The sequence below is a fragment of the Amycolatopsis sp. NPDC003865 genome, from assembly GCF_053605345.1.
This window is the reverse complement of record NZ_JBSGJA010000007.1, coordinates 302881-329797: the sequence shown is the minus strand read 5'-3', so window position 1 is coordinate 329797 and position 26917 is coordinate 302881. Positions and strand designations below refer to the sequence as shown.

Genomic DNA, 26917 nt, shown 5'->3' with positions numbered 1-26917 from the left:
CGAGGTCTTCACCATGTCCGAAATCGTGCTGTCCGGCCTGTCCTTCTCCTGGCCGGACGACACCCCCGTGTTCGACCGCCTCTCCGCCACCTTCCCCGGCGGCCGCACCGGGCTCGTCGCCCCGAACGGCTCCGGCAAGACGACGCTGCTGAAGCTCGTCGCGGGCGTCCTGCGGCCGGCGGCGGGCAGCGTCACCGCCGACGGCGTCCTCGGCTACCTGCCGCAGGACCTGCCGTTGAGCGGAAAGCCGTCCGTCGCCGAAGTCCTCGGCGTCGCGCCGGTCCTGGCGGCCATCGCCGCCGTCGAGTCCGGCGACGCCGCCGAAGCGCACTTCACCACCATCGGCACCGACTGGGACATCGAGGAACGCACCCGCGCCCAGCTCGACCGGCTCGGCCTCGACGTCGCACTGGACCGGTCGCTGAGCACGCTGTCCGGCGGGCAGATCGTCTCACTGGGACTGGCCGCGCAGCTGCTCAAGCAGCCCGACGTGCTGCTGCTCGACGAACCGACCAACAACCTCGACCTCGACGCCCGCCACCGGCTGTACGCGGTGCTCGACGACTGGTCCGGTTGCCTCGTCGTGGTCAGCCACGACCGCGCCCTGCTCGACCGGATGGACCGGATCGCCGAGCTGGACCGCGGGGAAATCCGGTTCCACGGCGGCAACTTCACCTCGTACGAGGAAGCCGTCCGAGCCGCGCGGGAGGTCGCCGAAAAGAACATCCGCACCGCCGAACAGGAGGTCAAGCGCGAGAAGCGGGAGATGCAGCAGGCCCGGGAACGCGCCGCCCGCCGAGCGAGCACCGCGTCGCGCAACCTGGGCAACGCCGGGCTGCCCAAGATCTTCGCCGGCACCATGAAACGCAACGCCCAGGAGTCGGCCGCCAAGGCGGACGGCACGCACGCGGCCCGCGTCGGCGCGGCGAAGGCCAAGCTCGACCAGGCCGAACGCGCGCGGCGGGACGAGCAGAAGATCAGCCTCGAGCTGCCGCGGACGGAGGTCCCGGCCGGCCGCACGCTGTTCCTCGGCGAGGGCCTGCGGGCCCGCGGGCTGTTCCCGGACGGCGTCGACCTGGCGATCCGCGGGCCGGAGCGGATCGCGCTGACCGGGCCCAACGGCGCCGGGAAGTCCACGCTGCTGCGGATGATCCACGGCGACCTCACCCCGGACGCGGGTTCGGTGTCCCGTGTGGACGGTCGGATCGCGTTCCTGTCCCAGCGGCTGGACCTGCTGGACGACGAACGCTCGGTGGCCGAGAACCTGGCGTCCGCCGCCCCCGCGACACCGCCCGCGCAGCGGATGAACCTGCTGGCGCGCTTCCTGTTCCGCGGCTCACGGGTACACCTGCCGGTCGGTGTCCTCTCGGGCGGCGAACGGCTGCGCGCGACGCTGGCGTGCGTGCTGTTCGCCGAGCCGGCCCCGCAGCTGCTGTTGCTGGACGAGCCGACGAACAACCTCGACCTGGTCAGCACGGGCCAGCTGGAAAGCGCGCTGACCGCGTTCCGCGGCGCGTTCGTGGTGGTGAGCCACGACGAACGCTTCCTGGACGCCATCGGGATCGACCGCCGGCTGCGGCTCGAAGACGGTGAGGTGCTCGGCTGACGTGTGTCACATGCGGGCGGCGTCGAGGATCGCCTGGGCGAACGGCTTCGGCGCCTCCTGCGGCACGTTGTGGCCGATCCCGTCGAGGATCCGGTGCTCGTACTTGCCGGTGTACTTGGCGCGGTAGGCCTTGCCGTCCTTGGCCGCGCCGTCGAAGTCGCTGGCGATCGTGATCGCCGGGACCGGGATCACCGGGCCCGCCTGCAGCTTCTGCTCGTACGCGTCGTACTGCGGTTCGCCCGGGGCCAGGCCGAGCCGCCAGCGGTAGTTGTGGATCACGATGTCGACGTGGTCGGGGTTGTCGAACGCGGCGGCGCTGCGGTCGTACGTCGCGTCGTCGAAGTGCCACGCGGGGGACGCCGTCTTCCAGATCAGCTTGTTGAAGTCGTGGCGGTTCGCCGCGTAGCCCGCGCGGCCGCGCTCGGTCGCGAAGTAGTACTGGTACCACCAGCCGAGTTCCGCCTGCGGGGCGAGGGGTTTCCGGTTCGCCGCCAGGTTCGTGACGATGTACCCGCTCACCGCGACGACGGCCTTGCACCGCTCCGGGAACAGCGCGGCGATGATGTCGACGGTCCGCGAGCCCCAGTCGTACCCGCCGAGGACGGCCTTGCCGATCTTGAGCGTGTCCATCAGCGCGACGACGTCGAGCGCGACGGCCGCCTGCTGCCCGTTGCGGACGGTCTGCGCCGACTTGAACGCCGTCGGGCCGTAGCCGCGCAGGAACGGGATGATCACGCGGTAGCCGGCCGCGGCCAGGATCGGCGCGACGTCGACGTAGCTGTACGGGTCGTACGGCCAGCCGTGCAGCAGGACCACCGGCTGCCCGGTCGCCGGCCCCGACTCGTGGTAGGCCATGGTCAGCACCCCGGCGTCCGCGTGCTTGACCTCGCCGAGCGAGGTGTGCTCACCGGAGCCGGCCCGCAGGTCAGGGGCCGTCGACGGGGCCGCGGCCGGAGCGGCGGCGTCCGACGAGCAGGCCGCCAAGGACGTCGCCGCCAGCCCCGCCGCGAACGCCTGCCCGAACCTTCTCCTGCTGATCATCTGGACTCCTGTGCGAAAGACCGTGGGACTTTCACGACGTTAGAGCCGGTCCGGTGACCTTCGCGCCCGTCAGGTGACGCAGCCGGTGTACGTCACCCCTCCAGGGTCTTCAGCATCCCGGCGAGGTCGGCGCGGGAGCTCACGCCCAGCTTGGGGAAGATCCGGTGCAGGTGCGTGCCGACGGTCCGGTGCGAAAGGTACAGCCGCTGCCCGATCTCGCGGTTCGTCAGCCCCTCCGCGGCCAGCTGGGCGATGCTCAGCTCGTGCGGGGTCAGCTTCTCGCGCGCGTCCGGACCGCGGTTCGGGCTCGACTCGCCAGCGCCGCGCAGCTCACGTCGCGCCCGCTCGGCCCACGCCGTCATGCCGAGGGCGTCGAACGTCTCGCGCGCGGTGCGCAGGTGCGTCCGCGATTCGACGACCCGCCGCTGCCGCCGCAGCCACTCGCCGAAGGCCAGGTGGACGCGGCCGCGTTCGGCGGGCCAGCCGCTCAGGTCGGCCCCCAGTGCTTCGGCGAACCGCTCGTCGCTCGGGTCGAGCACCGCGCGGGCGTACCGCAGCCCGATGTGCAGCGCGGGCGACGGCGTGTCCAGGCACTCCAGCTCGGCCAGGACGTCCCGCAGGTCATCGGTCCGCCCGGCCCGGACCGCGGCCTCGGTCAGCTCCGCGACGCAGTACGCGCGCAGAGCCAGCTGGTAGGCGGGGTCGGCAGGATCGAGGAGCCGGCGCAGGTCGGCGAAGGCGTCCTCGAAGCGGCCTTCGCTCAGGTCGGTGAGCCCGCGCGTGAGCTGGACGGTGGCGAGCACCGGCCGCGCCCCGGCGGCCAGCCCGGTGCGTTCGGCCTCGCCGGCGAGGGTTCTCGCCTGCTTGTGGTCGCCGCGCAGGGCGGCGATCTCGGCCTGGACGGCGGTGGCCAGGCCGTGCATGAACGGCTGGCCGGTCTCCTGGGCGAACCGGGCCGCTTCCGCCGCGGCGGGCACGGCGCCGGCCAGGTCCCCGAGCCGGACACGGCTCCACGCGAGGACGGCCAGCGCGCGCGGCAGCGCCCCGAGCCGTCCTTGCGCACGCAGGCCCGGCGCGGCGGCCGCGGAGAAGCGGGCGGCGAGGTCGAAGGCCCCGATCTGGAGGGCGGCGCTGCCCAGGTAGCGGTCGACCTCGGGATCGGCCCCGGTCCGCGCGGCCAGCTGCGTGAGTTTTTCCAGGACGTCCCGGCCGCGTTCGAAGGGCGCGACGTACGCGGTGACCGCCACGATCCGCGGGTCGTCGGCCGGGACGGGCAGCGCGTCGGCGACGTCGAGCAGCGCTTTTCGCGCGGCCGGGCCGGGCTCGGTCCAGAAGCACCGCATGGCGGCGCTCCAGAGGATCCGCAGTGCGGCGTCGTGCTGCCCGTCGGCGGCGACGGTTGCGGCGGTGGCCGCGAGTTCGGCGACGCGGGCGGGGTCTTCGCGGACGCCGTCTTCGAACTCGCTCAGCAGCCGGCTGGCGGTGGCGCGCCGGCTCGCGCCGGCCGGGTTGGCGGCGTGCACGAGCCGTTCGGCGGTTTCGCGCCGCCCGGATTCGACGGCCAGTTCGGCGGCCTTGAGCAGCCGATCGGTCCTGGCTTCGGGCTGTTCGCTGAGCCGCGCGGCCTGTTCGAGCGCGGCGATGGCGGCGGCGGCCCCACCCCGGTAAAGGGCGCGGTCGGCGGTCCGTTCCAGATCGGCGGCGACGCTCTCATCGGGCCCGGCGGTCGCGGCGGCCTGGTGCCAGGCACGCCGGTCGGGCTGGTCGTGCAGGGCTTCGGCGAGGGCGAGGTGGGTCCGGCGCCGCTCAGCCGGTGCCGCGGCGGCGGGGATGGCGGAGCGCATGAGGGGATGCCGGAAGGTGACCGTGCCGGCGGAAAGTTCGACGAGCCGCGCTTCGACGGCGGGAGTGAAGACATCGGGCTCGACGCCCGCCGTTACGAGCGCGCCTGTCGCCGTCAATGTCTCGGCCAGCGCCGTCGTCTCGTTGAGCGCCGCCACCAGCAGTGCCGTGCGGGTCGCCGGTGGCACACCCGCCACCCGAACCGTGAACGTGCGCTCCAGCCGCTCCGTCAGCGGCAGCACCGGGTCGAGCCCGTCGAAGTCCGCCAGCGCGGACGGCAGCTCCGTCAACGCCAGCGGATGCCCCGCCGCCTCCGTCAGCAACCTGGTCCGGACCGCCGGCGCCAGCCGCGGCGCGACCGCGTCCAGCAGGTCCGCCGCCTCGTCCGCCGCCAGGCGGTCCAGCAGCATGGGCGCCAGACCCGCGTCCAGCAGCGGCGAAGCGGCACCCTCCCGCAGCGTGGCCAGCAGGACGATCGGCTCGTTCTCGATCCGCCGCGCCACGAACGCCAGGACGTCCGCGCTCGCCTGGTCCAGCCAGTGCACGTCCTCCGCGACCAGCAGCAAGGGCTTCGCCGCCGCTTCTTCGGCCAGCAACGTCAACACGGCGAGCCCGACCAGGTACGCGCTCGGCGAAGCGCCCTCAGCCAGGCCCAGCGCCGTACGCAGCGCGTCCCGCTGCGGCGCGGGCAGCTCGGCCACCCCCGCCCGCACGGGGTGCAGCAGCTGGTGCAACCCCGCGTACGCGAGGTTCCGCTCGGCCTCCGCGCCGGCCGTCCGCAGCACGCGCAGCCCCGCGACCGACGCCGCGTCCGCCGTCTCCGCCACCAGCGCCGACTTGCCGATCCCGGCTTCGCCGCGGATGACGACACCGCTGCGGTCTTCGGGACCGTCGACGAGCTCGCCCAGCTCCTTCAGCTCGGCTTCCCGCCCGTGCAGCGCCATGCGACCGACCTTACCCAACCGGTGTTTTCCCAGCTCAACGCCTAGTGACGTACACGGGCAGCGTCATCCGACGGGCGCGGCGGTCGCGCGCCGCCGCCTAGCTTCGCAGCGTCCACCCAAGCGACCCGAGGAACCGATGAGACGCATCCCCAAGTTCTTGGCGGCCGCTGTGCCGCTCCTGCTGACCGGCCTGATCCCGCTCTCCCCGAGCGCGTCGGCCGCGACGCCGGCCTGTGCCGCCGTGCCGGTCGAGGCGCCGGCCGGCGCGAAGATCGAGTCGGTCCAGGCGGAACCCAAGACCGGCTACTGCCAGATCACCGTCACCCTGACCCACTCGGGCAGCGACCACGTCAAGGTCGCCGTGGCCCTGCCCGACACCGGCTGGACCGGCCGGCTGCAGGCCCTCGGCGGCAGCGCCTACGCCGCCGGGAACTTCGACGGGCTCGCCCAGGCTGTCAAGGACGGCTACACCGGCGTGACGACCGACGCCGGCGTGTCCCTGGACGGGCTCGACACGTCGTGGGCGCTGACCGCCCCCGGCAAGGTCGACCGGACGCTCCTGACCGACTTCGCCACCCGTTCGGTGCACGAAGAGGCCCTGATCGGCAAGGCCGTCACGCAGCGGTACTACCACCGCCCGGTGGCGTACTCGTACTGGACCGGCTGTTCGACCGGCGGCCGCCAGGGCTATTCCGAGGCCCAAAACCACGCCCACGACTTCGACGGCATCCTCGCCAACGCCCCGGCCGTCGACTGGACGCAGTTCGCCGTCGCGACGCTGTGGCCGCAGATCGTGATGAACCAGAGCCACGACTTCCCGAGCACCTGCGTGCTCACGGCGTTCCGCACCGCCGCGGTCCAGGCCTGCGACGCGCGTGACGGCGTCACCAACGGCATCGTCGACCGGCCGGACGAGTGCGGCTACGACCCGCGCAGCCTCGTCGGGACGAAGGTCGTCTGCGACGGCGAGGAGTTCACCGTGACAGCGGCGGACGCCGAGGTCATGCGCAAGATCTGGGCCGGCCCGACCGACGAGCGCGGCCGCAAGCTGTGGGCCGGGCTGCCCAAGGGCGCGGACTTCACCTGGCTGGCCGGCACGACGCCGGGTCCCGACGGCACGCTCGTCGCGCCGGGCTTCCCGGTGGCCGTGAAGTGGGTGCAGTCGTTCGTGGAGAAGCAGGCCGGTTTCGACACCTCGAAGCTGACCTACGCCCAGTACGCCGACGTGTTCCGCCAGTCGGTGCGCGAGTACGACGACGTCATCGGCACGTCCGACCCGGACCTGTCAGCCTTCCGCCGCGCCGGCGGCAAGCTGATCACGTTCGTGGGCGCGAACGACCAGCTGATCCCGCCGGGCGGCACGCTGTCCTACCGCCGCGCGGTGGAGCGGACGATGGGTGGCGCGCAGCGGGTGAACGACTTCTACCGGCTGTTCTCGGCGCCCGGTGTCGAGCACTGCTTCGGCGGTGGCGGCCCGGAGCCGACGAACGCGCTCGGGCAGCTGGTCGACTGGGTCGAGCACGGCAAGGCCCCGGCCACCTTGACGGCCGCTTCGGCGGACGGCAAGACCCGCGACCTGTGCCCGTTCCCGTCGGTTTCGCGCTACACGGGCGGCGACCCGGCGGTGGCGTCGAGCTACCGCTGCCGCTGAGTCCACGCCGTGGGTGCCGGCCTCCCTCCGGCACCCACGGCGAATGGACTTGCGGGTCCAAAAACGGCTCGGCACGGTGGAGTCATGGCACTCGACCAGTACTACCTCCTCGGCCGGTCCGGCCTCCGCGTCAGCAGGTTCGCGCTCGGCACCATGAACTTCGGCACCGGCGGTTTCCACGCCGCCTACGGCAAGACCGAAGCCGAAGCCCGCCCGATCTTCCGCAAGTACCTCGACGAGGGCGGCAACTTCGTCGACACGGCGGACTTCTACACCGCGGGCGAAAGCGAGACGATCCTCGGCCGCCTCATCGCCGAAGCGAAGGTGCGCGACCGCGTGGTCCTCACCACCAAGTTCACCAACAGCGTCGACCCGGGCGACCCCAACGCGGGCGGCAACGGCCGCAAGCACATGATCCGCGCGCTCGAGGCGTCGCTGCGCCGGCTGGGCACCGACTACGTGGACCTGTTCCTGCTGCACACGTGGGACCGGCTCACCCCGGTCGAGGAGGTCGTCCGCACGCTCGACGACCTCGTCCGCGCGGGCAAGATCCGCTACGCGGGCCTGTCCGACGTGCCGGCCTGGTACGCGGCGCGCGCCCAGAGCGTCGCCGAGGCGAACTCGTTCGGCCCGATGATCAACCTGCAGCTGCCGTATTCCTTGGTGCAGCGCCAGATCGAGACCGAGCACGTCCCGATGGGCCAGGAACTCGGCCTCGGGGTAACGGCGTGGAGCCCGCTGGCCGGCGGCTTCCTGACGGGCAAGTACCGCGACGGCGGTCCGGGCCGGTTCGCCGACCCGGACGCCCAGACCTGGACCGACCACGACTGGCAGCTGCTGAAGCCACTGGAGGAGGTGGCGGGCAAGCTGGGCGTGACGATGGCCCAGGTGGCGATCAACTGGGTGGCGACCCAGCCGGGCATAGCGGCGGCGATCGTGGGCGCGAGCAGCGCGACCCAGCTGGAGAAGAGCATGGCGGCGCTGGACTTCGAGATCCCACCCGAGCTGCGTGCGGTACTGGACGAGGCGAGCGCGGTGCCACCGGCGTCGGTGTACCGGATGTTCACGGCGCAGTACCAGAACTGGATCGTCACCCCGGACACGAAAGTGGGCGACAAACCGGCGGGGTACGCACCCGCGATCCGGAACTGGTAGCTCCGCCCCTTTCGAGTGAAGATTTCTCGCTTTCTTGTCGCCAACCGAGGACAAGAAGGAAGTGCGGCCACCCGGTCGGGTGGCCGCATTGCTCTGTCCGCGCACACGTGGACGACCGGAGGAGCGAACGCCTTGCCAGGCCGTGCCACCAGCCTCACCGAAGGTCTACAGTGGAACGACACCGGTTGCGTCAGTTGTTGAATTCACAGCGGATCGAAGCAGGTCAGACCATCAGGTGACAATCACTCGACCGTGTTGTCCCATCCGAGCGACACCCTGCTAAGTTTTCCCCTGACAGGGGGATGTACCCTCCCCCCAACGAAACCGAATGACCGCCGAAAGAGGCTCGCACTCGATTTTCCCGGCTTCGGATGAGCTCTAATCTTGATGCTCGTCCACCTGCGAGGTGCGCCGCGCCGGTCCCCAGCTGTCGTGAGGAGGTTCCCTGATGCACGCCCTGTTGCCCCTTTGGTGGATCATCATGAGTGGCGCCGCCTGAGCCACCGCCCACCCTACCGGCGAACGGCCGGGTCGCGCCGGGCTTCGTACGTGGCATCTCGTTTCGGAGCCCGGCCGCACAAGAGAATCAGGGCTGGCCACGCCTGCGCAGTTCGACACCCTCGGCGAGCAGAACGTTGCGCGTCTGGTTGTAGGACAAGCCGTACGTGTCCGCGAGCTGGCGGATCGACCGGCCTTCGAGATAAGCCTCGACCATGCCCGGCGGGGTCGGTGGCAGCGGAATGCGCTGCGGCCGCAGCGTGATCCCGGCATCGAGCAGCACAGTCCGGATCTTGCGGTAGCTGAACGGGTAACGCGCGACCAGGCCTTCGATCGTGTCGCCGGCGGCGTAGTGCTCGACGAGCTCTCGCACCACGTCGTCGGGAACGGGACCGGGTTCGGCTCGGTGCTCGTCGCTCACGGGATCATCCGCCCAGCTGATCCGGGTGCGTTGCAGTTCGTGCGCACCCAGCCAACGGCATCGCCGCCGCCGCGTACACCGCCGCGAGTGTGGTCCCCGGTCGATCCGTGCTCATGGCCGCTCCGCTCCCGGTGTGCGCGTGTGACGTGCTCGTGGTGCGCGGTCTCCCCGGAGGAACGACCGCGAGCGGCGGCGATGACGCGGATCGGCGGCTTTGTGGCCGACGCCAGGAGTACGCCTCGCCTTCAGCCTCGACGTCACGTTCGGTCGACACCAAGATCCCGAAGGGCTGACCACTGTGGACGATCACGCTGTTGATCGTCGTGGTACGACCGGAAAACCGACACGAAACCGGTGGGATTCCCGCTTCACCGTTCGTGGCGCAGCCGCGGCGGCAACATCGCCACGGTGTCGCGTTCACCGTCCCGCGCGGCCGGGATGACCAGCTCCGCGTCCAGTTCGGCCACCAGCTCACCCAGCTCTTCCGCCCGCCTGCCGCGCTCCCTCCCCCGGTAGAGCTCCGCCGCCTGCAGCCACAGGGCCCGCGCGTCCGCCCGGTTCTCGCGCTCGCGCAGGATCGCCGCGAGCGCCGACAAGGCCCTCGCCTGCCCGGTCGCGTGGCCGGTGCGATCGGCCAGCTCGACCGCCCGGTACGCGTACCACAACGCCGCCCGTGCGTTGCCCTGCTCGTGCCTCAGCCTGGCCAGGACCGTGTTGAGCTTCATCACCGCGGGCAGGCTCAGGCTCGCCGACGTCAGCTCCGAGGCTCGCCGGCACTGTTCGTCGGCCTCGGCCAGCCGTCCCTGGTCGGTCAGCAAGGACGCCCACGCCGTGTGGATCTCCAGCCGCGTCGTCACGTCCGGGGTGTCGCGCAGGTCGGCCAGGGCCTCGGCGTACAGCTGGGCGGCCTCCTGCTCGAAGCCGCCCGCGGCCACCAGCGCGTTCGCGAGCCGGTGCGCCGCGGCGGCGCACAGCGCCGGCTCGCCCAGCTCGTAGGCCAGCTCCAGGGCGAGCCGGCACAGCACGGCGGCTTCCGCCGCGCGGTCGTCCCGCAGGTGCCACTTGGCCAGGTTCAGGGTCGACGCGATCCGCCCCAGCGGTGAGCCGTCCGCCTCCGCCAGTGCCAGCGCCCGCCGCAGGTGGCGTTCCGCCTGCCGCTCCTCGCCGCGGTGCATCAGGACCACGCCCAGGTCGTTCAGGTGCGACCCCAGCAGCTGCCGCAGCCTCACCTCGTCCGCGCCGGGCTCGGTCAGCGCCGATTCCACGCTCTCGACCGCGGTCGTCAGGCAGGCGATCGCGTCGGCGAAGAAGCCTGTGTTCACCAACAACTCGACGAACAGCGCCGGGAGGTGGCAGGCGATCTCGTGCAGCCCCTCGGCGCAGGCGCCGGCGACGACCGCCACCAGCAGGCTCTTCTCCCGGATCACCCACTGCCGGGCCGCGACCGCGCCGGCGAACCCGGTGCCCGGCCGATCCAGGGTCGTCGGGGGCAGAGGCGGCAGCGGTTTGTGCGGGAACACCAGACGGTGCGCGTCACGGGCCATCAGCAGGTAGAACTCGAACAGCCGGCGGCGCACCGCCGCGATGTCGTCCAGCTGCGCCGCGACCGACGCGGCGTAGGCGTGCAGGAGGTCGTGGACGCGGTAGCGGTCGAGGTCGCCGGGGTGCTCGAGCAGGTGCGCCGCGACCAGGACGTCGAGCGAGCGGCGCACCGCGGACACCGGCCGTCCGGCCGCGGCCGCGACGGCTTCGGCGGTGACTTCCGCACCCGGGTGCACCCCGATCACCGCGAGCGCGCGCCGCTCGTCCGCCGCCAGCGCCTGGTAGGACACGGTGAACGCCGCACGCAGGCTCCGCTGCGGCCAGTCGCCTTCGTGCCCGAGGTCCAGCAGCAGATCCGCGTCGCGCAGGAGCCGGGCCAAGGTCGGCAGCACCATGCCCGTGCGGGCCAGCGCACGATCGGCCACCAGCGTGAGCGCCAGCGGGTTGCCCCGGCACAGCCGCACCAGTTCCGCCACACCGCGGCGGTCGTCCCGGGCGCGCCGGCCGATCCGGCGCTCCAGCAACGACATCGCGTCCGAAATGGCCAGCGGCCGCACGGTCACCACCGGCGGGGACACTGTCGCCGCCAGCGACGGCAACCGCCACCGCGACACCACCAGCACCGTGCAGGCCGCCAGCACACCCAGCAGCGGAGCGACCTGCTCCCGGCTGCGCACGTTGTCGAGCACCACCGCCAGCTGCCGTGGCCGCAGCAGCGCCGCCAGCTTCGCCGCACGCGCCACCGGGTTGACGACTTGGTCGACCGGGAAGTCCAGCAACGACAACAGCGTGTCGACGACCTCGCCGGCGTCCGCGGCCGTCGCCTGGCTGTCACCGCGCATGTCCAGCACGACGACGCCGTGGCGGAACCGCCGCCGCGCCCGGTGCGCCCACCGCACCACCGCGGTGGACTTGCCGACGCCCGGGCCGCCGGTCACGACGACCGCGCCCGGACGGGGCACCCCGCTCGAATCCGAGGTGAACGCGTCCAGCTCCGCGAGCAGCTCGGCGCGGCCCTCGAGCTCGTCGCAGTCCGGCGGGACGTGCCACAACGCCGGAACGCCGGGCTCCGCGGCTTCGGCCGGGGCGAGCACCTCCACCACCTGACGTGGAAAAGCGCCGTGGCCGGTGATCACTTCTTCGTGCACCGCCCGCAGCTCGTCGCCGGCCCGCTGCTCCCCCGCGTCGAGGTACTGCCGGCGCATGGAGAGGTAGAACTCGGTCACTTCGCCGGGGCGCTCCGCCGCGGCCAACGCCCGGATCCGCAGCTTCGCGAGGCTCAGCTCCAGCGGATGGGCCTGTTCGAGCTCCAGCAACCTGCCGAGCGCGACGTCGGCCTGCCCGGCGGCCAGCAGTTCGGCCACCAGCAGGGCGTTCGCCGGGAGCCACTGGCTGCGCAGCCACTGCGCGCGCCAGCCGGCCGCGCGCCGCGTCCGCAGGTCGCTCAGCGGCTCGTCGCGCCACAGCCGCATCGCCGCTTGCGCCTCGACGTGGGCTCGCTGGTGGTCGCCCCGGTCGCGCCGCTGCCGGGCGAGCCCCAGCAGGGTGGCGAACGCGAAGTGGTCGACCAGCGCGGGATCGATCTCGACCACGCAGCCGGCCTTGCCGACCCCGACGTGCGCGGCGACCCCGCGAGCCTGCAGCGCGTGCCGCAGGTGCGCGGCGTTCTGGTGCAGGGTCGCGAGCGCTCCCCGTGGCGCGTTCTCGTCGTCGGACCACACCCAGTCGACGACCTCGTCGACGGAGAACCGCTGGTTCGGGCGCGTCAGCAAGGCGGCCAGAACCTGCCTCGACCGCGGCTGGGCCCACTTCACATCCACTTTCCCGTGCAGCAGCAAGGCCGTTTGCCCGAGAATTCCGAACACCAATTCCACGCCGCCCCCTTCCCCCTCGGTGAACACTGTCCACCGCCCGCTCCGCCGCAGACATTTTTCCATTGATCTTAATGAAAGACCACGTCAGAAAAGTGAAGAAAGCGCGTTGACGATCACTGTTGATCGTTTGTCAATCCACTAAAGCACAGGCCGAAAGGCTTTTCTCAACGGGGTCCAGGACATTCGTGACAACAACTGGACACGACACCGAGGAGACCCCGATGGCCGACCACACCTGGGTGCGCAGCCCCCTCGGCCCCGCCGACGCGCACTTCGCCACCCGGCTCGGCACGAAATCCGTTCTCGTGCTCGTGCCGCACATCGTGGCCGGCACCCGGTTGCTGGACCTCCTGCCGCTGCTCGAAGCCGACCATCGCATCCAGATCGCGTTCGCCGATCCCGGCGACGGCGAAGACTGGCAGGCCACGCACGACTTCCTGCGCGCCCAGGGCGGCACGGTGCTCCCGTGGGCACAGGCGCGTCGCAGCGAAGTCGACCTCGTCCTCGCCGGCAGCACCCGCGGCATCGACGACCTGACCGCGCCGGTCCTGCTGGTCCCGCACGGCGGCGGGTTCGGCCAGTACCAGCCGTGGCGCCCGCGGGCGGGCGACCCGCACCAGGTCGGGCTCGGACCGGACCAGCTGCTGCGCGCGGGCCGGGTGCGCGCCGACGCGATCGTCCTGGTCCACGACCGCGAGCAAGACCTCCTGGCCGAATTGTGCCCGCCCGCGGTGCCGGCCGCGGTCGTCGCCGGCGACATCGCCCTCGACCGGCTCACCGCGAGCCTCCCGTTCCGCGACCGGTACCGGCAGGCGCTCGGCGCCACCGGTGAGCAGGAGGTCGTCGTGGTGACGTCCACCTGGTCGCCGCGGTCGGCGTTCGGCAGGCACCCGGACCTGTTCGACCGGGTCCTGGCCGAGCTGTCGCCGGAACGTTTCCGGGTCGTCGGCGCGCTGCACCCGGCGATCTGGTCCCACCACGGCGCCCGGCAGGTCCGGTCGTGGCTCGCCGACGCGCTGCGGGCCGGGCTGGTGCTGGTACCGCCGGAGGAGGGGTGGCGCGGAGCGCTGGCCGCCGCGGACCACGTCCTCGGCGACTACGGATCCGTCACCGGTTACGCCGCCACCACGGGTGCGTCGATCCTGCTCGCCGACAACCCCGACCAGCCGCTCCTGTGCGGCAGCCCCGCCGAAGTCCTCGCCCGGCACGCGCCCCGCTGGCAGCCCGGCCTGCCCCTGCGGCCCCAGCTGGTGGCCGCGGCGGCAGCACGCGACGCCGCCGGCCTGCCCGGCATCGTCCGCGGACTGCTCAGCTCCCGTCCCGGGCGGACCGGGCACATCCTGCGCCGCACGCTGTACCGGCTGCTCGGCCTCGCGGAGCCCGCGCGGGCCGTGCCCGTTTCCCCGGTCCCGCTGCCGAAGGCGGTGGCGTGGTGACCCGCTGGCACTACACGTGCGGCGCCCGGCACGGCACGCTCGTCACCGCCACCCCGCACAGCCGCGCCTCGCTCGCCGACGCCGTGATCGCGCCGGCCTGCGCCACCCGCGCCGACGGACGAGCAGTCCTGGCCGGGCTCTTCGCCCGGCTCCCCGGGCTCACCGCTGCCGTCGTCCCGGTCGAGGCGACCGGCCTGCTGCTCGGTGCGCACAGTGGAGACACCACCCTCGTCGACGACGGACCCGCCGAGCTCGCCGCGGTCGCCGCCTGCCTGTGGCTGATCATCGGGCGGCGGCTAACCGCCCTCGCCTCGGTCCAGGGCGTCGAGCGCGGTCCGGACCCGCGACAGCACCTCGCCGCCGACGTCGGCGACCAGTTCCGCCGCTTCCACGAGGTACTGCCGGGCGCGCGGGAAGTCGTCCTGGGTGACCTCGGCCAGCGCCAGCAGCACGTTCGCCTCGTGCACCTCTGAGCCTCGCCGTCCCAGCACCTCGCGGGCCTCTTCCAGCCGCCGGACCGCCACCTCGGGCTGCCCGGATCGCGCGTCGATCCGGGCGAGCCCGAGTGTCACCCAGGCCCCGCCCCGTGCGTCGCCGATCCGGGCGAACAGCCGGGCGGCCGTCTCCAGGTGCCGCTTCGCACCTCCTTCGCGGCCGGCCAGCAGGAGCACTTCGCCGATTCGCCAGTGCCGGGCCGCCACCCCACGCTCGATCCCCAGGTCCTGCTCGATGCGCAGGCTGTCGGTGAACAGGACCACCGCCGCGTCGACGTCACCGCGGTTCTGCGCGACCAGTCCCAGCTGCTCCAACGCGGCGGACTCGCCGCGCCGGTCCCCGGCCTCACGCGCCAGCTCCGCCGCCCACCGCGATTCGCGCTCGGCCGCCTCCGGCTGCCCGAGGTCCAGGTGGGCCCGGCCGAGCTGGTACCGGAGCCTCGATTCCGCGATCCGGTTGCCGCAGCGGTGCGCGGCGGTGATCCCGAGCTCGTGCGAGCGCAGCCACTCCGGGTAGCGCTTGCGCCGGAGCAGCAGCTCCCACAACGCTTCGCAGAGCTGCCACGCCACCTCGTCGTGGCGGTCGGCCACCGCTTCTTCCAGCAACGCCAGCACTCCCGGCAGCTCGCCGGCCAGCCAGTCCAGTGCCTCGCCGTCCGTGGCGAACGGCGCCGGCTCGTCCCGCACGTCCTCGGCGACCGAGCTCACGCGCCAGCGCATCGGAATGACCACCAGGTTCGCCCGCGTCAGCTCCCGCAGGTACCACCGGGCGGCGCGAGGCACGGCTTCGAACCGGTCCTCGTCCCGCTGGGCGCGCGCGTGCAGCCGGACGAGGTCGTGGAAGCGGTAGCGGTCGAGGTCGACCTCCTCGAGCAGGCTCGCGTCGACCAGCAGTTCCAGCGCCTCGCCCACGTCGTGCTCCCGCATGCCGGTGACCGCGGTGGCCAGTCCCGCGGTGAACTCCGGCACGGGGACCTCGGCCGTCAACCGGTACAGCAGCGCCGCGTGCGCGGGCAGCTCGCGGTAGGACCAGTCGAACGCCGCCGTCGCGGAGTCCTCCGCGCCCGCGAGCCGGGACAACGTCGCCAGCCGTGAACGCTCGTCGCGCAACTGCGTCACCACCCGCGAGACCGGCCAGCGCGGCCGCGCGGCCAGCCGCGCCGCCGCCACCCGCAAGGTGATGGGGAACCGCCCGCACAGCTCCGCCAGTTCCGCCACCCCCGCCGGTTCCGCGTCGGCCCGGCTCCGGCCGACCGTGCTGGAGAGCAACGCGATCGCGTCGCCGGGCGGCAGTGGCGCCACGTCCACGAACCGGGCGCCGTCGGCGAGCAGTCCGTCCAGGCGAAGGCGGCTGGTCACCACCACCGCGGATCCGGCCGAGGCGGGGATGAGCGAGCGCACCTGTGCCGTCGACACGGCGTTGTCCAGCACCACCAGCAACCGGCGCTCGGCGGTCACCGTCCGGTACAGCCCGACCTGCTCGGCCAGCCCGGCCGGGACCCGCTCCGGGGCGACGCCCAGTGCGCGCAGAAAAACGCCCAGCACCTCTTCCGGCGCCACGGCCGTGTCGGCGGAAAAGCCGCGCAGGTCGGTGTAGAGCTGCCCGTCGGGATAGCGGTGCGCGTGGCCGGACGCCCACGTCACCGCCAGAGCGGTCTTCCCGACTCCGCCGGGACCGACCACGACGACCACCTGCGCCCGGGAGCCTGCCCCGGGTCCGGTCAGCTCGTCGAGACAGGAAAGCTCGTCCGCGCGGCTGACGAAGTGCGCGGGCGGCGGTGGCAGCTGCCGGGGACTGCCCGGCACGATCGCCGGTACGCCCGGTACCGCGGCGGCGGGCTCCGGATCGGCGGCGCCGTGCTGGGAGGGCACAGCCGACAACTGCCCCGTCCGCGGCGAACGACTGCCGTCCTGCCCGTTCGCGCCCTTCGCCGCCCCGCGGCCGCCCTCGCTGACGCCGTTCACCCGAACACCCCCCGACGTACCCGGAGCTTCCCTGTCTACAGGGTGCGCACGGAAAAGTCAGTGGGCGGGCCAGTGAGTTGGCCGACAGCCCCGGCGTCAGATCGCCGTGCCGGCGACCACCTCGCCGCCCTGGATGATGTGGCTGAAGTGCTTCGGGTCCGCCAATACTCCGATGTCCGCCAGCGGATCTCCGTCCACCACCAGCAGGTCCGCGTGCGCGCCCGTGGCCAGTGTTCCGATTTCACCCGTAAGGTTCAGCAAGTCCGCCGCTGTTGATGTTGCCGAACGGATTACCTCCAACGGGGTCTGGACTTCGCCGCGGAGGCGGAACTCGTGGTTCTGGTGGCGGTGCATGCCGCCCAGCAGGTCCGTTCCGTACACCAGCTTCACGCCGCCGCGGGCCGCTCGCTCCAGGGCCGCCATGCCCGCGCCCAGTACCTCGTCGACCTTGCGCCAGCTCGGCTCCGGCAGCCCGTGCTCGCGGCCCTCCTCCTTCAGCGCCCAGTACGTCACCAGGGTCGGGACCAGGTAGGCGTCCTGGGACCGGAACAGCGAAACACTGCGGTCGTCCAGCAGGTTGCCGTGCTCGATCGACCGGACGCCCAGCTCCAGTGCCCGGTTGACCGCGCGGGCGGTGTACGCGTGCGCCGCCACGTACCGGTTCGCCGCCGATGCCTCCTCGACGATCGCGGTCAGCTCCTCCGCCGAATACTGCGTCGAGTCGATGCGGTCGGTCGGGGACGCGACGCCGCCCGAGGCCATCACCTTGATGTGGTGCGCGCCCTTGCGCAGCTCGTCGCGGGCGGCCGCGCGGACCGCGTCCACGCCGTCGGCCACCCGGCCCAGGCCCGCGCAGCACGGGTGGTCGTCCTTGACGTGGGTGCCGCGGGTGCGGCTGTCGCCGTGCCCGCCCGTCTGGCTCAGCGCCCGGCCGCAGAACAGCAGCCGCGGCCCGCGGAACAGCCCGTCCGCCTGGGCGTCCGCCAGTCCGTAGTCGGCACCGGAGGCGTCGCGGACCGTGGTGAACCCGCGGTCGAGCATGCGGCTCATGGTCTGCGCGGCCTGAGCGGCCACATAGGACGGTGACGACGAGGAAAGCGAGCCCAGGTCCGCCGTCGACGCCGTGACGTGCACGTGCGCGTCGACCAGCCCGGGCAGCACGACCGCGCCGCGCACGTCCAGCGTCGGCACGTCGGCGGCGGCGAGGCCCGGCCCCACCTCGACGATCCGTCCGTCGGAAGCACGCAGGTCGCCTTCGGTGTACTCGCCCGACAGCGGGTCGAGCAGCCGGGCGTTGCGCAGTAACAGTCCGGTCATCGTTCCTCCAGTAGCGCGGACACGGCCAGCGGCGCCAGCGATGCGGCCACCGCCACCGAATCTTCGTCATAGCTGCCTTCGGCGTCCAGGATGTTGAGCACCCCGAGCGTCCGGCCGTCGGCGACCACGGGCACGTTGATGATCGACCCGCAGCCGAGGCTTTCGATCAGGTCGTGGTCGGCGAAGATCTCGCGCACCGCCGCCCGGTCCGGCCCGAAGTACGGCTCCTGGGCGGTGATGCAGCGGTCGAGCCAGCCGGCCGCGACCTCGACCGTCTTCTCCCCGCCCACCGGGTACTCCGCCGGGTGGCTGCTGTGCACCCGCTTCAACGCGCGGCGTTCGGGCACCCACGCGAGCACCGTGAACAGCCGCACGCCGATCGCGTCGCGCACCCGTTCCTCCACAGTGGACAAGCTCACTTCGTCATCTCCTTCGCGGCGGCCTTCGGCGCGCCGTGTTCGGTCAGTTCTTCCAGCGACCGGCCCGCGGTGGACAGGCCGAAGACGAGCACGCAGAGCACCCCGGCCGCCAGCACCGCCGTCGTCATGCCGAAGACGCCGGCGAACCCGAGGCTCGCCGAGGACAGGCCGATGATCGTCGGCGCGAGGATGCTGCCGACCCGGCCGAACGCGCTGGACAAACCGGTGCCGCTGGCGCGGATCCAGGTCGGGAACACCTCGGGCGTGTACGAGTACACCCCGGCGTAGGTGCCGTTGAGGAAGAACGACAGCACCGCGCCCGCCAGCGTGATCGACCACGGCGCGCTCGTCTGGCTCAGCCAGAACGCGCTCACGGCCGAGCCGGCGAGGTACAGCGCGATGGTGTGCTTGCGGTCGAGCCGCTCCGACAGCCACGCGGCCGAGAAGTACCCGGGCACCTGCGCCAGGTAGATGATGATCGAGAACTCGAAGCTCTTCGTCACGGTGATGCCGCGTTCGACGAGCAGCGTCGGGATCCACGAGAAGAAGCCGTAGTAGGAGAACGTGATCACGAACCAGACGGTCCAGATCACCGCCGTCCGGCGCCGCATCGCCGGGCTCCACAGGAACTTCAGCGCGCTGAAGAGGTTGACCTTCGGTGTCTCGGTGGCCGGCTGGGCGTCGGCGGGCGGCACCGGCGGGAGCGTCGTGCGCGTGGCCTTCTCGACGTCGCGCTCGATCTTGGCGACCACGTTCTCGGCTTCGGTGACCCGTCCTTGGGCGAGCAGGAACCGCGGCGACTCGGGCAGCGACCGCCGCCACCACAGCAGCATCACGATCGGCAGCGCGGTGACCAGCTGCGCGATCCGCCAGCCCTCGTCGAACGACGGCACGACGAACCGCCCGATCAGCGCGGCCGCGACGAACCCGAAGGAGAAGAAGCCGGCGAGCGCGCCGACGAACCAGCCGCGCCGCTTGGCCGGCACGAACTCGGACAGGAACGGCGCGATGATCGCGCTTTCGGCGCCGGCGCCCGCCCCCGCGAGCACCCGGGCGCCGAGGAAGATCTCGTAGTTCGGCGAGAAGGACGCGATGACGGAGAACAGCGCGTAGAAGGCCAGCGCGTACATCATGACCTTCTTGCGGCCGATGCGGTCGCCGAGCAGGCCGGCCGCGATCGCGCCGAAGAGGAAGCCGAACGGCGTCGCGGAGCCGATCAGCCCGAGCTGGCCGTTGTCGAGACCCCACGCCGCCTTGGCGCTGGGCAGCAGGAAGGCGACGACCGCCGAGTCCATGCCGTCGAAGGTGTAGCCGAGCCCGCCGATGAGCAGCAGCTTGTAGTGGGGCCGGCTGAGCGGCAGCCGATCCAGTCGTGCCAGCAGGGTCATGGGGGAACGCCTTCCGTGTCCGGGCGCCGGGGAGTGTGGACAACGTATACTGCGTTTTTGCAGTTTTGCAATGTTTGTTGCAACTCGACATCCCTGCGTTACGGTTACCCGATCCGAGGGAGGGGACGAGTGGCGGACACCGACGACGGTTTCGAGGCGTGGCTGCGGGACCGGCTGCCCGAGCGCGGGCTGCGGCCGAAATCGGCCGCCGTGCTGGAGGTCCTCGTCTCCCAGCCGAGGCGGGCGTCCTTCGGCTCGACGGCCGAGCTGGCCCAGCTCGCGGGCGTCAACGTCGCGACCGTGACGCGCACGGCGCAGGCGCTGGGCTTCGCCGGCTGGCCGGCACTGCAGCAGGAGCTGCGGGCCCGGTACATGTCGTCGCTGAGCGCGCCGCAGGTCGCCGAGGAGCACCGCGGCGTCGACTCGCCGGGGTCGGCGTCGCTGCGCCGCGACCTCGACAGCCTCGCCCTGCTGAACCGGCGGTTCGACGAAGAGGTGATCCGCGAGGTCGCCCGGGCGATCGCCGCGGCCCGCCGGACGCTGGTGATCGCCGACGGCAGCTACGCGGCGGTCGGCATCGCTTTCGCGCACAACGCGCGGCTCGCGGGCTACGACGTCCACGCGGTGACGGCGGGCGACGCGGAGCTGGCCAACCAGACGGCGAAGCTGACCTCGGACGACGTCCTGGTGGCGATCAGCTTCTGGCGCCTGTACGAGAGCACGGTCCTGGCGGCGAGCGAGGCGAAGCGCCGCGGCGCGCGGGTGTTCGCCGTGACGGACGCGGCCAGCCCGGCACTGGCGGGCGCGGTCGAGCAGGTCTTGATGGTGCCGGCCGAGGGCGTGACGTTCTTCCCGTCGCTGACCGCGGGCATGGCGCTGGTCCAGGCGATCGTCGCCCAGCTGGCGGCGGTGGACCCGGCGCGGACGAGCGAGTCGATCGAGGCCGCGGAGGCGATGTGGTCGCGCTTCGACCTGCTGCACCGCCGCCCCTCGGCCAAACCCGTGTGATCTGGGTCACTCAGCGACGGTTTTCCGCTCCCCCGGCGGTCTCGATCCGGTCCACACGGCATCGACCACCGGGAGTCCTCATGTCCACCACCGCCGTAGTCACCGGGGCCGGCCGCGGCTTCGGGCGTGCCATCGCCGCGGCGCTCGTCGCCGGCGGCCGTACCGTCGTCGGCATCGCCCGCAGCGCGCCCGAACTCGACGCCGTGCGCGACGAGCTCGGCGCGTCCTTCGTCCCCGTCGCCGCCGACGCGACCGACGACCAGCTCGCCGAGAGCGTCCTTCGCGAACACCGGCCGGGCCTGCTCGTGCTCAACGCGGGGGCCGTGCCGCACATGGCGCCCGTGCACGAACAGACCTGGGAAACCTTCAGCCGCAACTGGCACGTCGACACCCGGCACGTCTTCGCCTGGACGCGCGCCGCACTCCGGGAGCCGCTCGGGAAGGGCAGCGTCGTCGTCTCGATGTCCAGCGGGGCCGCCCTCGCCGGGTCGCCGCTCAGCGGCGGGTACGCCAGCGCGAAAGCCGCGATCCGGTACCTGCGCGCGTACGGCGCCGAGGAGTCCGAGCGCGCCGGGCTCGGACTCCGGTTCGCCACGCTCCTGCCGCAGCTCACGCCCGCCACCGGCCTCGGCACGGTCGGCGTCGAGGGCTACGCCGCGCGCACGGGCGTCGACCGCGACACCTTCGTCGCGAAGATGGAGTCGGTCCTGACGCCGGAGCAGGTGGCCAAGGCCGTCCTCGAAGTGATCGACGGCGACGCCGCGGAATACCAGGTCAGCGGCACCGGCCTGCGTACGCTCTGAGTGTCATGCCCGACTTCGCCACCGAGACCGCGCCCTTCCGGGCCGAGCTGCTCGCGCACTGCTACCGGCTGCTCGGCTCGATCCACGACGCCGAGGACCTGGTGCAGGAGACGTACCTGCGGGCGTGGCGCGCGTTCGGCGGGTTCGAGGGCCGGTCTTCGGTGCGGCGCTGGCTGTACAAGATCGCGACGACGGCGTGCTTGACCGCGCTGGAAAGCCGGGCCCGGCGGCCGCTCCCGTCGGGGCTGGGCGCGCCGTCCGACGACCACCGGGTGGCGGTGGCGGCCGCCGATCCGGCGGTGCCCTGGCTCCAGCCGATCCCCGACGCGCTCCTCGACCCGGCCGCGGTCGTGGCCGGGCGCGCCGGGGTGCGGCTGGCGTTCGTCGCCGCGCTGCAGCTGCTGCCCGCCCGGCAGCGGGCGGTGCTGACCCTGCGGGACGTGCTGGCGTTCGGCACCGCCGAGGTCGCCGAGATGCTCGGCACGACCCCGGCGGCGGTCGACAGCGCGCTGCGCCGGGCCCGCGGCCGGCTCGCCGAGGCCGGCCCGGTGCAGGAGGACCTCGCCGAACCGGCCGGGCAGGGCCGGTTGCTCGACCGGTACGTGGACGCGTTCGTCCGCGCCGACCCCGGCGCGCTGGTGACGCTGCTGCGCGCGGACGTCGAGCTGGAGATGCCGCCGGTCCCGACGTGGTTCACCGGCCGCGACGCGGTCGTCGGATTCCTGGGCCGCCGCGTGCTGCGGCCGGGGGCCTGGCGGCTGGTGCCGTCCCGGGCCAACGGCCAGCCGGCGCTGGTCGAGTACGCGGCCGTGGGCGACGGGCGGTTCGCCGCCCACGGCGTCCAGGTCCTGACGGTGCTCGGCACCCGGGTCGCGCGGATCACCGCGTTCAACGACGCCTCGCTGGTCCCGCTCTTCGCCGCGGCTAGCTGCGACCCCCGTCGGCCGAGCTCATCCGCTTGGTGAACCGGGCCGCGACATCGCGCAGCTTCGTGTTCGTGTGCTGCGACTCGACGATCAGCCGTTGCATCGCCGCGTCCTCGCTCGCCCGGTGGATCAGCATCAGCATGCCCTTGGCCTGCTCGATCACCGCGCGCGTCTCCATCGCGTTGCGGAGCTCGTCGGCGAGCCGGCGGGCCTCCCGGTAGCGGCGGGTCAAGCGCAGGACCGTCTCCACGCACAACGTGAACAGCCGCAGCACCTTCGTGTCGAACTCGTGGTAGCCGTGCGCGCCGAAGCCGAACAGCGTGATCGCGCCCACGAGCGCGTCGTCCACCCGCAGCGGCACCGCCAGGTAGCTGCCCACGCCGAGTTCCTTGGCCGCGAGGACGAACTCGGGCCACCGGTCGCCGGTGTCGGCGACGGCGACCCGCACCACCTCGCCCGTGAGCGCCGCGAACAGGCCGGGTCCGTCGCCCGCCGCGTACTGCACGTCGTCGATGCGCCGGGCGCGTTCGTCGGTGAAGGCCGCGGTCTGCGTCACGCCGTCGCGGACCACCACGATGCTCGCCAGGTCCGCGTCCGGCACCACCCGGACCGCCTCGCCGCAGACCGCGTCGAGCAGGCCAGGCGTGTCCGAGACCGATTCGAGGACCCCGACGAGATCGCCCAGGACGGCGTTCAGCTCGTCGACCCGCTCCGCCATGGCGTCGCCAGTGGTCGGCAAGATCCACCCCTCCCATGCGTCAAGCGGCGAGCCATGGGAAAGAGCTCGCCAGCAGCGTCAACCGAGACCACCGCTGGCGTTTCAACGGGTCCGGGAGAACCTTACCGGCCGGGTGCCTGCGGTTTGGCGTGGGCCGCGCCGGGTAGCCCCGGAAAATGAGCAACACGGCAGTTGACGACGAGTTGTGGGCGGAGTTCCACCGGGTGGTGAACATGACTTCGCGCGAGCTGGAGGACTGGCTGCGCACGCGCGACGCGGGCCCGGAGGCCGAACCGCTGCCCGACGAGGCGGGCCCGCCGACCGGCCACCAGGTGCTGGCGGTGCTGCGCAAACGCAGGAGCGACGCCGATGAGCACGACGCCGACGTGATGCGGAAGGTGGTCGACCGGGTGCACGCGCAGCGCCGCGACGACCTCGAGCCGACGGCGGGCGAACCGCACTGGCGGCACCGGCTGATGTCGATCGGCCACGACCCGCTCAAGCCGGCGGGCTGAGTTCGCGGCCGGGTTTGCCGGGTAAGCGACCGGCCACAGGGGCAGGTGACGTCGCGGGCGACAACGGCCGCCGGGGCGCCGAGGAGATCGCGGCGGACGAAGGCCGTGAAGCGGAGGGCCAGCGCGTCCCAGCGTTCCTACGGCTCGGCGGACTGAGCCCGGCCGAGCAGCCCCCGGTTTCCACGCTAGCGGAGGGCACCGACAAATCCGGCGCCGGTCGTTCCTGATCGCCCGAGTTGTCCACAGCGCGGGTCAGGCGCCCCGAGGTGGCCTTGGTTGCGTCAGACGCACCGAAGGCCGCCTTGGCGAGGTCTCATTTGCTGACATAGCCTCGTCGTATGGCAATCAAACAGGATGTTAACGCAGGTCAGGGCTCTGACCGACCGATCGTCCTGGACTCCTACGGCCGGCTGTCGCGGGTGCCAGAGACGGGCGAGTTGGAGAAGATCGAGACCCAGTGGGCCGATAACCGGAAGGTGATCGAGCGGGCCGGCGCGGCCCTCGGCGAGGAGTTGAAGGACGGGCTTTCGGCGTGGAAGCGTAGCGTCCGCCGCCCCGGCTGGGAGCGACTGTTGGAACGGGTCGAGTCCGGCGAGTCGGACGGGATTGTGGTCTGGCATACCGACCGCCTGTTCCGGCAGCCGCGCGACCTGGAAAAGTTGATCGAGCTGGGCGAACGCGGATTCAAGGTCTACTCGGCGCACGGCGAGCGGGACTTGGCCGACCCGGACGACCGGTTCATCCTGCGAATCGAGGTCGCGCACGCGGCCCGCTCGTCCGATGACACGTCCCGGCGGATCAAGCGCCGGTTCGCCACCAAGCGTGAACAGGGCGTCGGGCACCTGGGAGGTCCGCGCCGGTTCGGGTGGCCGGGGAAGGACATGACGTGGGAACCGGGTCCGGGCGAGACCGACAAGAACCGGCCCGATGTTACTGCCGAGCTGGTCGAGCGGGAGCGAGCCGCGTTGCGGGACGCGACGGATGCGCAGTTGGCGGGGATCGGTCAAGGCACGATCGCCAATGAGTGGAACACAGCAGAGCTACGGACGGCGTTGGGGCGTGAGTGGGTCGCCGTCACGGTGAAGTCCGTCCTGCTGCGGCCGACGAATGCCGGGCTGATCGAGCATGACGGTAAGTTGGTCGGCCGGATCGAGGGCGAGCCGATTGTGGACCCGGACAAGTTCGCACGGCTGCGAGCGATGTATGCCGCTCGGCGGCGAGGACGGGTTGTCGGCGAAAGCTACGTCGGGACTGGCATCCTGCGGTGTGGCCGCTGCGAGATGAAGCTGTCGGCAAGCCGTAAGGACACGGTGTACAAGGACACTGGCGAGCGGCGCGCGGTGTACTTCTCCAACAAGCAGCGGCGCGGGTGCGGGAAGGTCTACGGAGACCGGCGCGCCGTGGATGCCGAGTTGCGGTTGATCGTGATCGCGCGGCAGTCCGATCCGCGTCACGCTTCGGCGGTCGCTGCGGCCCGGGCGCGCGTCGCCGACCGGCTCGCCGAGGTGCGAGCGGAGATCGCCGAGTGCGAGAAGATTCAGAACGCGTTGTCTGAGCGACTGGGACGACGGGAACTCACCTTGGATGCGTTCGATCAGGCGAACCGGCCTCTTGCTATCGATCTTGCGCGGCTGCGCGCGGAACGGGACGCACTCTCCGGCGGGAACCCTGACGGTCCGATGACGGCCCAGGAACCGGCCGAGATCGCACGCCAGTGGGACGACGGTGACGTCAGTGAACGACGGACGATGCTGACGTCGGCATTGGGCAAGGCCCTGCTTTTCCTGGACCCGCCCGACCGGAGGGGCACACGGAAGTTCGATCGGGAGCGGTTACGGCTGAACGACGCCGAAAGCCGAGGCTACAAAGCGGATCGGGCATGACAGGCGAAGGGGTGCCATAACGTCGCGGCCCCGGGTTCAGAAAAGAGTTTCCTCGGATATATGAAATCCTATTAGTGATACGGATTCCTCTTGTACAACTGCTACGACCTCTTTGTGGCGTCGCGATTCGACGAATGTTCTCACGCGAGCAGCGGCCCCCTTCAACAGGTTGTAGCTGCCAGATCTAGTCATCAGCTTTATTGAGTCTTCAAGTTCAATTGCGAAGCCGCTGCTGATCGGATATGTTTCCAGCACTTCATCTAGGTTGACATGGATTCGACTTGCTTCGCGATAGCTTTTGACTGGCTGAAGTCGAACGTCACGGTTTTCGTTCCCAACTCGCAGATTTACGACATGAAGCCGACCTGCAACAGAAGCCAGTATATGAGAATTCGAGTTGCCCAGGACTTTGATATCCAGTTCAGCTGGAGGGGTGCCCTGCCCTAGGTCGGATAGCGTCGATTGAGTCGTCGTAAGGAGTTCGGACTCCTGCTCGTACCCGATCACTTGGACATCATCAAATCTGGCAGTTCCTTGAGCTGGTCGCTCTTCGATCCGCGACCGCAGAAGACTAGGAGCTGCGTCCTGGGTGTAATTTAGCAAATTTCTTCCGGCGTAGGACGATGAAAGAGAGTAGTCCGCAACCCGACGGAACGTTGACGGCTTGAATCCGGGGCGCCCGACGAGAGAGTCGTCTGCGCTCTCGTCCGCAGCGAACCTGATTCGCCCAAAGAGTAAGCCATCATCTTCGGCGGATGCATTTATGGCTGCGTACCCCACCGCCAGGCGTGATACCCGTCGGTCGAGTTGCTGATTTAGCTCGTACTCTCTGTCGGGGTGTCGCGGGTGTATGTAGCTCTCAAACAGGCCATTTAGGGTAGCGAGGTATAGTCGGTTCGCGTAGAGATAGGAGTCTAGTACCGGCTCACGGTAGGCCTCGCTGCCGCTGAACCCAAACAGGTTCTCCGGAAGCTCTAAGACAATTCTGTCATTGCCCCTGAAAGGGCGCAAAAAAGCGGATTCCAATTCGGGTATTTGCAGCATTAGGCGGGTTTGTTCGCCAACCTTCCAGTCGTTTCGGAAGATCAGTTGTTGAACAAGGAATGCAATATTGAGACCGTAGTTCTTGGCAAGCTTCTTGTACGCGGCCTCCATGTCAAGATATCGCAAGAGGCCAATGCGATCCCAGAGGTAGATTCGATTCTTGTACAACCAAATATCCCGCCATTGTCCTGGGATTCTTAGCTGAATCGAAAGTAGTTCCGGCATCGCCATCTCACCTGCGCCTTGTCAGGATTCGCTGCTGCTCAGTGTATGAGATGAATCCCGACGTGTGCCACTTGAGCACTAGGTCGTCTGGCGGTGGCTTGAAGGCGAGAGCGCCCCGCTTGGTGCCGACGGGGAAGCCATGCCACGGGTCCGGGGGGTTTTGAGGCGCGTCGAAGAACGCTACTCGCTCCCCGCGCGTGCC

Annotated in this window: 19 protein-coding genes; 9 read left to right on the top strand and 10 right to left on the bottom strand. The window is 71.2% G+C overall.

Annotated elements, in window-relative coordinates:
- Positions 1–13 precede the first annotated feature (13 nt).
- Positions 14–1606 (top strand): ABC-F family ATP-binding cassette domain-containing protein, encoded by a 1593-nt coding sequence (locus ACWEVP_RS19530; RefSeq protein WP_452063931.1) that lies wholly within the window; start codon positions 14–16, stop codon positions 1604–1606.
- Positions 1607–1612: 6 nt separating this feature from the next.
- On the opposite strand, the gene ACWEVP_RS19525 is transcribed toward ACWEVP_RS19530, so the two are convergent.
- Together ACWEVP_RS19525 and ACWEVP_RS19520 are read right to left on the bottom strand one after the other, a co-directional pair.
- On the bottom strand, positions 1613–2647 hold the full coding sequence (locus ACWEVP_RS19525; RefSeq protein ID WP_452063930.1) for an alpha/beta fold hydrolase: 1035 nt from the start codon (positions 2645–2647) through the stop codon (positions 1613–1615).
- A gap of 92 nt (positions 2648–2739) precedes the next feature.
- Positions 2740–5433, bottom strand: a complete 2694-nt coding sequence (locus tag ACWEVP_RS19520) for an ATP-binding protein (protein ID WP_452063929.1) — start codon at positions 5431–5433, stop codon at positions 2740–2742.
- A gap of 136 nt (positions 5434–5569) precedes the next feature.
- Here ACWEVP_RS19520 and ACWEVP_RS19515 point away from each other — a divergent pair, with 136 nt between their 5' ends.
- Both ACWEVP_RS19515 and ACWEVP_RS19510 read left to right on the top strand, forming a co-directional pair.
- Positions 5570–7084, top strand: a complete 1515-nt coding sequence (locus ACWEVP_RS19515; RefSeq protein WP_452063928.1) for a tannase/feruloyl esterase family alpha/beta hydrolase — start codon at positions 5570–5572, stop codon at positions 7082–7084.
- 84 nt (positions 7085–7168) lie between these two features.
- Positions 7169–8239, top strand: a complete 1071-nt coding sequence (locus ACWEVP_RS19510) for an aldo/keto reductase (RefSeq protein WP_452063927.1) — start codon at positions 7169–7171, stop codon at positions 8237–8239.
- A gap of 586 nt (positions 8240–8825) precedes the next feature.
- Here ACWEVP_RS19510 and ACWEVP_RS19505 read toward each other — a convergent pair.
- Together ACWEVP_RS19505 and ACWEVP_RS19500 are read right to left on the bottom strand one after the other, a co-directional pair.
- Positions 8826–9158 carry a helix-turn-helix domain-containing protein gene (locus ACWEVP_RS19505; RefSeq protein ID WP_452063926.1) on the bottom strand — a complete coding sequence of 111 codons (333 nt, stop codon included), beginning with the start codon at positions 9156–9158 and terminating at the stop codon, positions 8826–8828.
- Between the two features lie 368 nt (positions 9159–9526).
- The gene (locus ACWEVP_RS19500) at positions 9527–12574 is read right to left on the bottom strand and encodes a BTAD domain-containing putative transcriptional regulator (RefSeq protein ID WP_452063925.1); all 3048 of its coding nucleotides are present in this window, start codon (positions 12572–12574) and stop codon (positions 9527–9529) included.
- 221 nt (positions 12575–12795) lie between these two features.
- Between ACWEVP_RS19500 and ACWEVP_RS19495 the strand changes: the two genes are divergently transcribed.
- Positions 12796–14010, top strand: coding sequence for a hypothetical protein (locus ACWEVP_RS19495; RefSeq protein ID WP_452063924.1), 1215 nt, complete (start codon positions 12796–12798; stop codon positions 14008–14010).
- A gap of 296 nt (positions 14011–14306) precedes the next feature.
- Here the strand turns inward: ACWEVP_RS19495 and ACWEVP_RS19490 are convergent, their stop codons facing one another.
- The 4 genes from ACWEVP_RS19490 to ACWEVP_RS19475 form a co-directional block, all read right to left on the bottom strand.
- Positions 14307–16469 (bottom strand): tetratricopeptide repeat protein, encoded by a 2163-nt coding sequence (locus ACWEVP_RS19490; protein ID WP_452063923.1) that lies wholly within the window; start codon positions 16467–16469, stop codon positions 14307–14309.
- A gap of 96 nt (positions 16470–16565) precedes the next feature.
- A complete protein-coding gene (locus ACWEVP_RS19485; protein WP_452063922.1) occupies positions 16566–17786 on the bottom strand; it encodes an amidohydrolase family protein in 1221 nt (406 codons plus the stop codon).
- Positions 17783–18205, bottom strand: coding sequence for a GAF domain-containing protein (locus ACWEVP_RS19480; protein ID WP_452063921.1), 423 nt, complete (start codon positions 18203–18205; stop codon positions 17783–17785). The genes ACWEVP_RS19485 and ACWEVP_RS19480 overlap by 4 nt, the downstream gene beginning before the upstream one ends.
- On the bottom strand, positions 18202–19593 hold the full coding sequence (locus tag ACWEVP_RS19475) for an MFS transporter (RefSeq protein WP_452063920.1): 1392 nt from the start codon (positions 19591–19593) through the stop codon (positions 18202–18204). The genes ACWEVP_RS19480 and ACWEVP_RS19475 overlap by 4 nt, the downstream gene beginning before the upstream one ends.
- Positions 19594–19722: 129 nt before the next feature.
- Here ACWEVP_RS19475 and ACWEVP_RS19470 point away from each other — a divergent pair, with 129 nt between their 5' ends.
- The 3 genes from ACWEVP_RS19470 (at position 19723) to ACWEVP_RS19460 (ending at position 22369) form a co-directional block, all read left to right on the top strand.
- Complete coding sequence (locus tag ACWEVP_RS19470) at positions 19723–20601, top strand: MurR/RpiR family transcriptional regulator (RefSeq protein ID WP_452063919.1); 879 nt, start codon at positions 19723–19725, stop codon at positions 20599–20601.
- An 80-nt stretch (positions 20602–20681) separates the two neighbouring features.
- A complete protein-coding gene (locus tag ACWEVP_RS19465) occupies positions 20682–21404 on the top strand; it encodes an SDR family oxidoreductase (RefSeq protein ID WP_452063918.1) in 723 nt (240 codons plus the stop codon).
- Between the two features lie 5 nt (positions 21405–21409).
- Positions 21410–22369, top strand: coding sequence for an RNA polymerase subunit sigma-70 (locus ACWEVP_RS19460; protein ID WP_452063917.1), 960 nt, complete (start codon positions 21410–21412; stop codon positions 22367–22369).
- On the opposite strand, the gene ACWEVP_RS19455 is transcribed toward ACWEVP_RS19460, so the two are convergent.
- Entirely contained in the window at positions 22329–23048 is a 720-nt protein-coding gene (locus ACWEVP_RS19455; protein ID WP_452064015.1) for an ANTAR domain-containing response regulator, read from the bottom strand. The genes ACWEVP_RS19460 and ACWEVP_RS19455 overlap by 41 nt on opposite strands.
- Positions 23049–23224: 176 nt before the next feature.
- Between ACWEVP_RS19455 and ACWEVP_RS19450 the strand changes: the two genes are divergently transcribed.
- Together ACWEVP_RS19450 and ACWEVP_RS19445 are read left to right on the top strand one after the other, a co-directional pair.
- Positions 23225–23563 (top strand): DUF3140 domain-containing protein, encoded by a 339-nt coding sequence (locus tag ACWEVP_RS19450; protein ID WP_452063916.1) that lies wholly within the window; start codon positions 23225–23227, stop codon positions 23561–23563.
- Positions 23564–23901: 338 nt separating this feature from the next.
- Positions 23902–25446: a recombinase family protein gene (locus ACWEVP_RS19445; protein ID WP_452063915.1), complete on the top strand. Its 1545-nt coding sequence runs from the start codon at positions 23902–23904 to the stop codon at positions 25444–25446.
- 36 nt (positions 25447–25482) lie between these two features.
- On the opposite strand, the gene ACWEVP_RS19440 is transcribed toward ACWEVP_RS19445, so the two are convergent.
- Positions 25483–26721, bottom strand: coding sequence for a hypothetical protein (locus ACWEVP_RS19440; RefSeq protein ID WP_452063914.1), 1239 nt, complete (start codon positions 26719–26721; stop codon positions 25483–25485).
- Positions 26722–26917 lie beyond the last annotated feature (196 nt).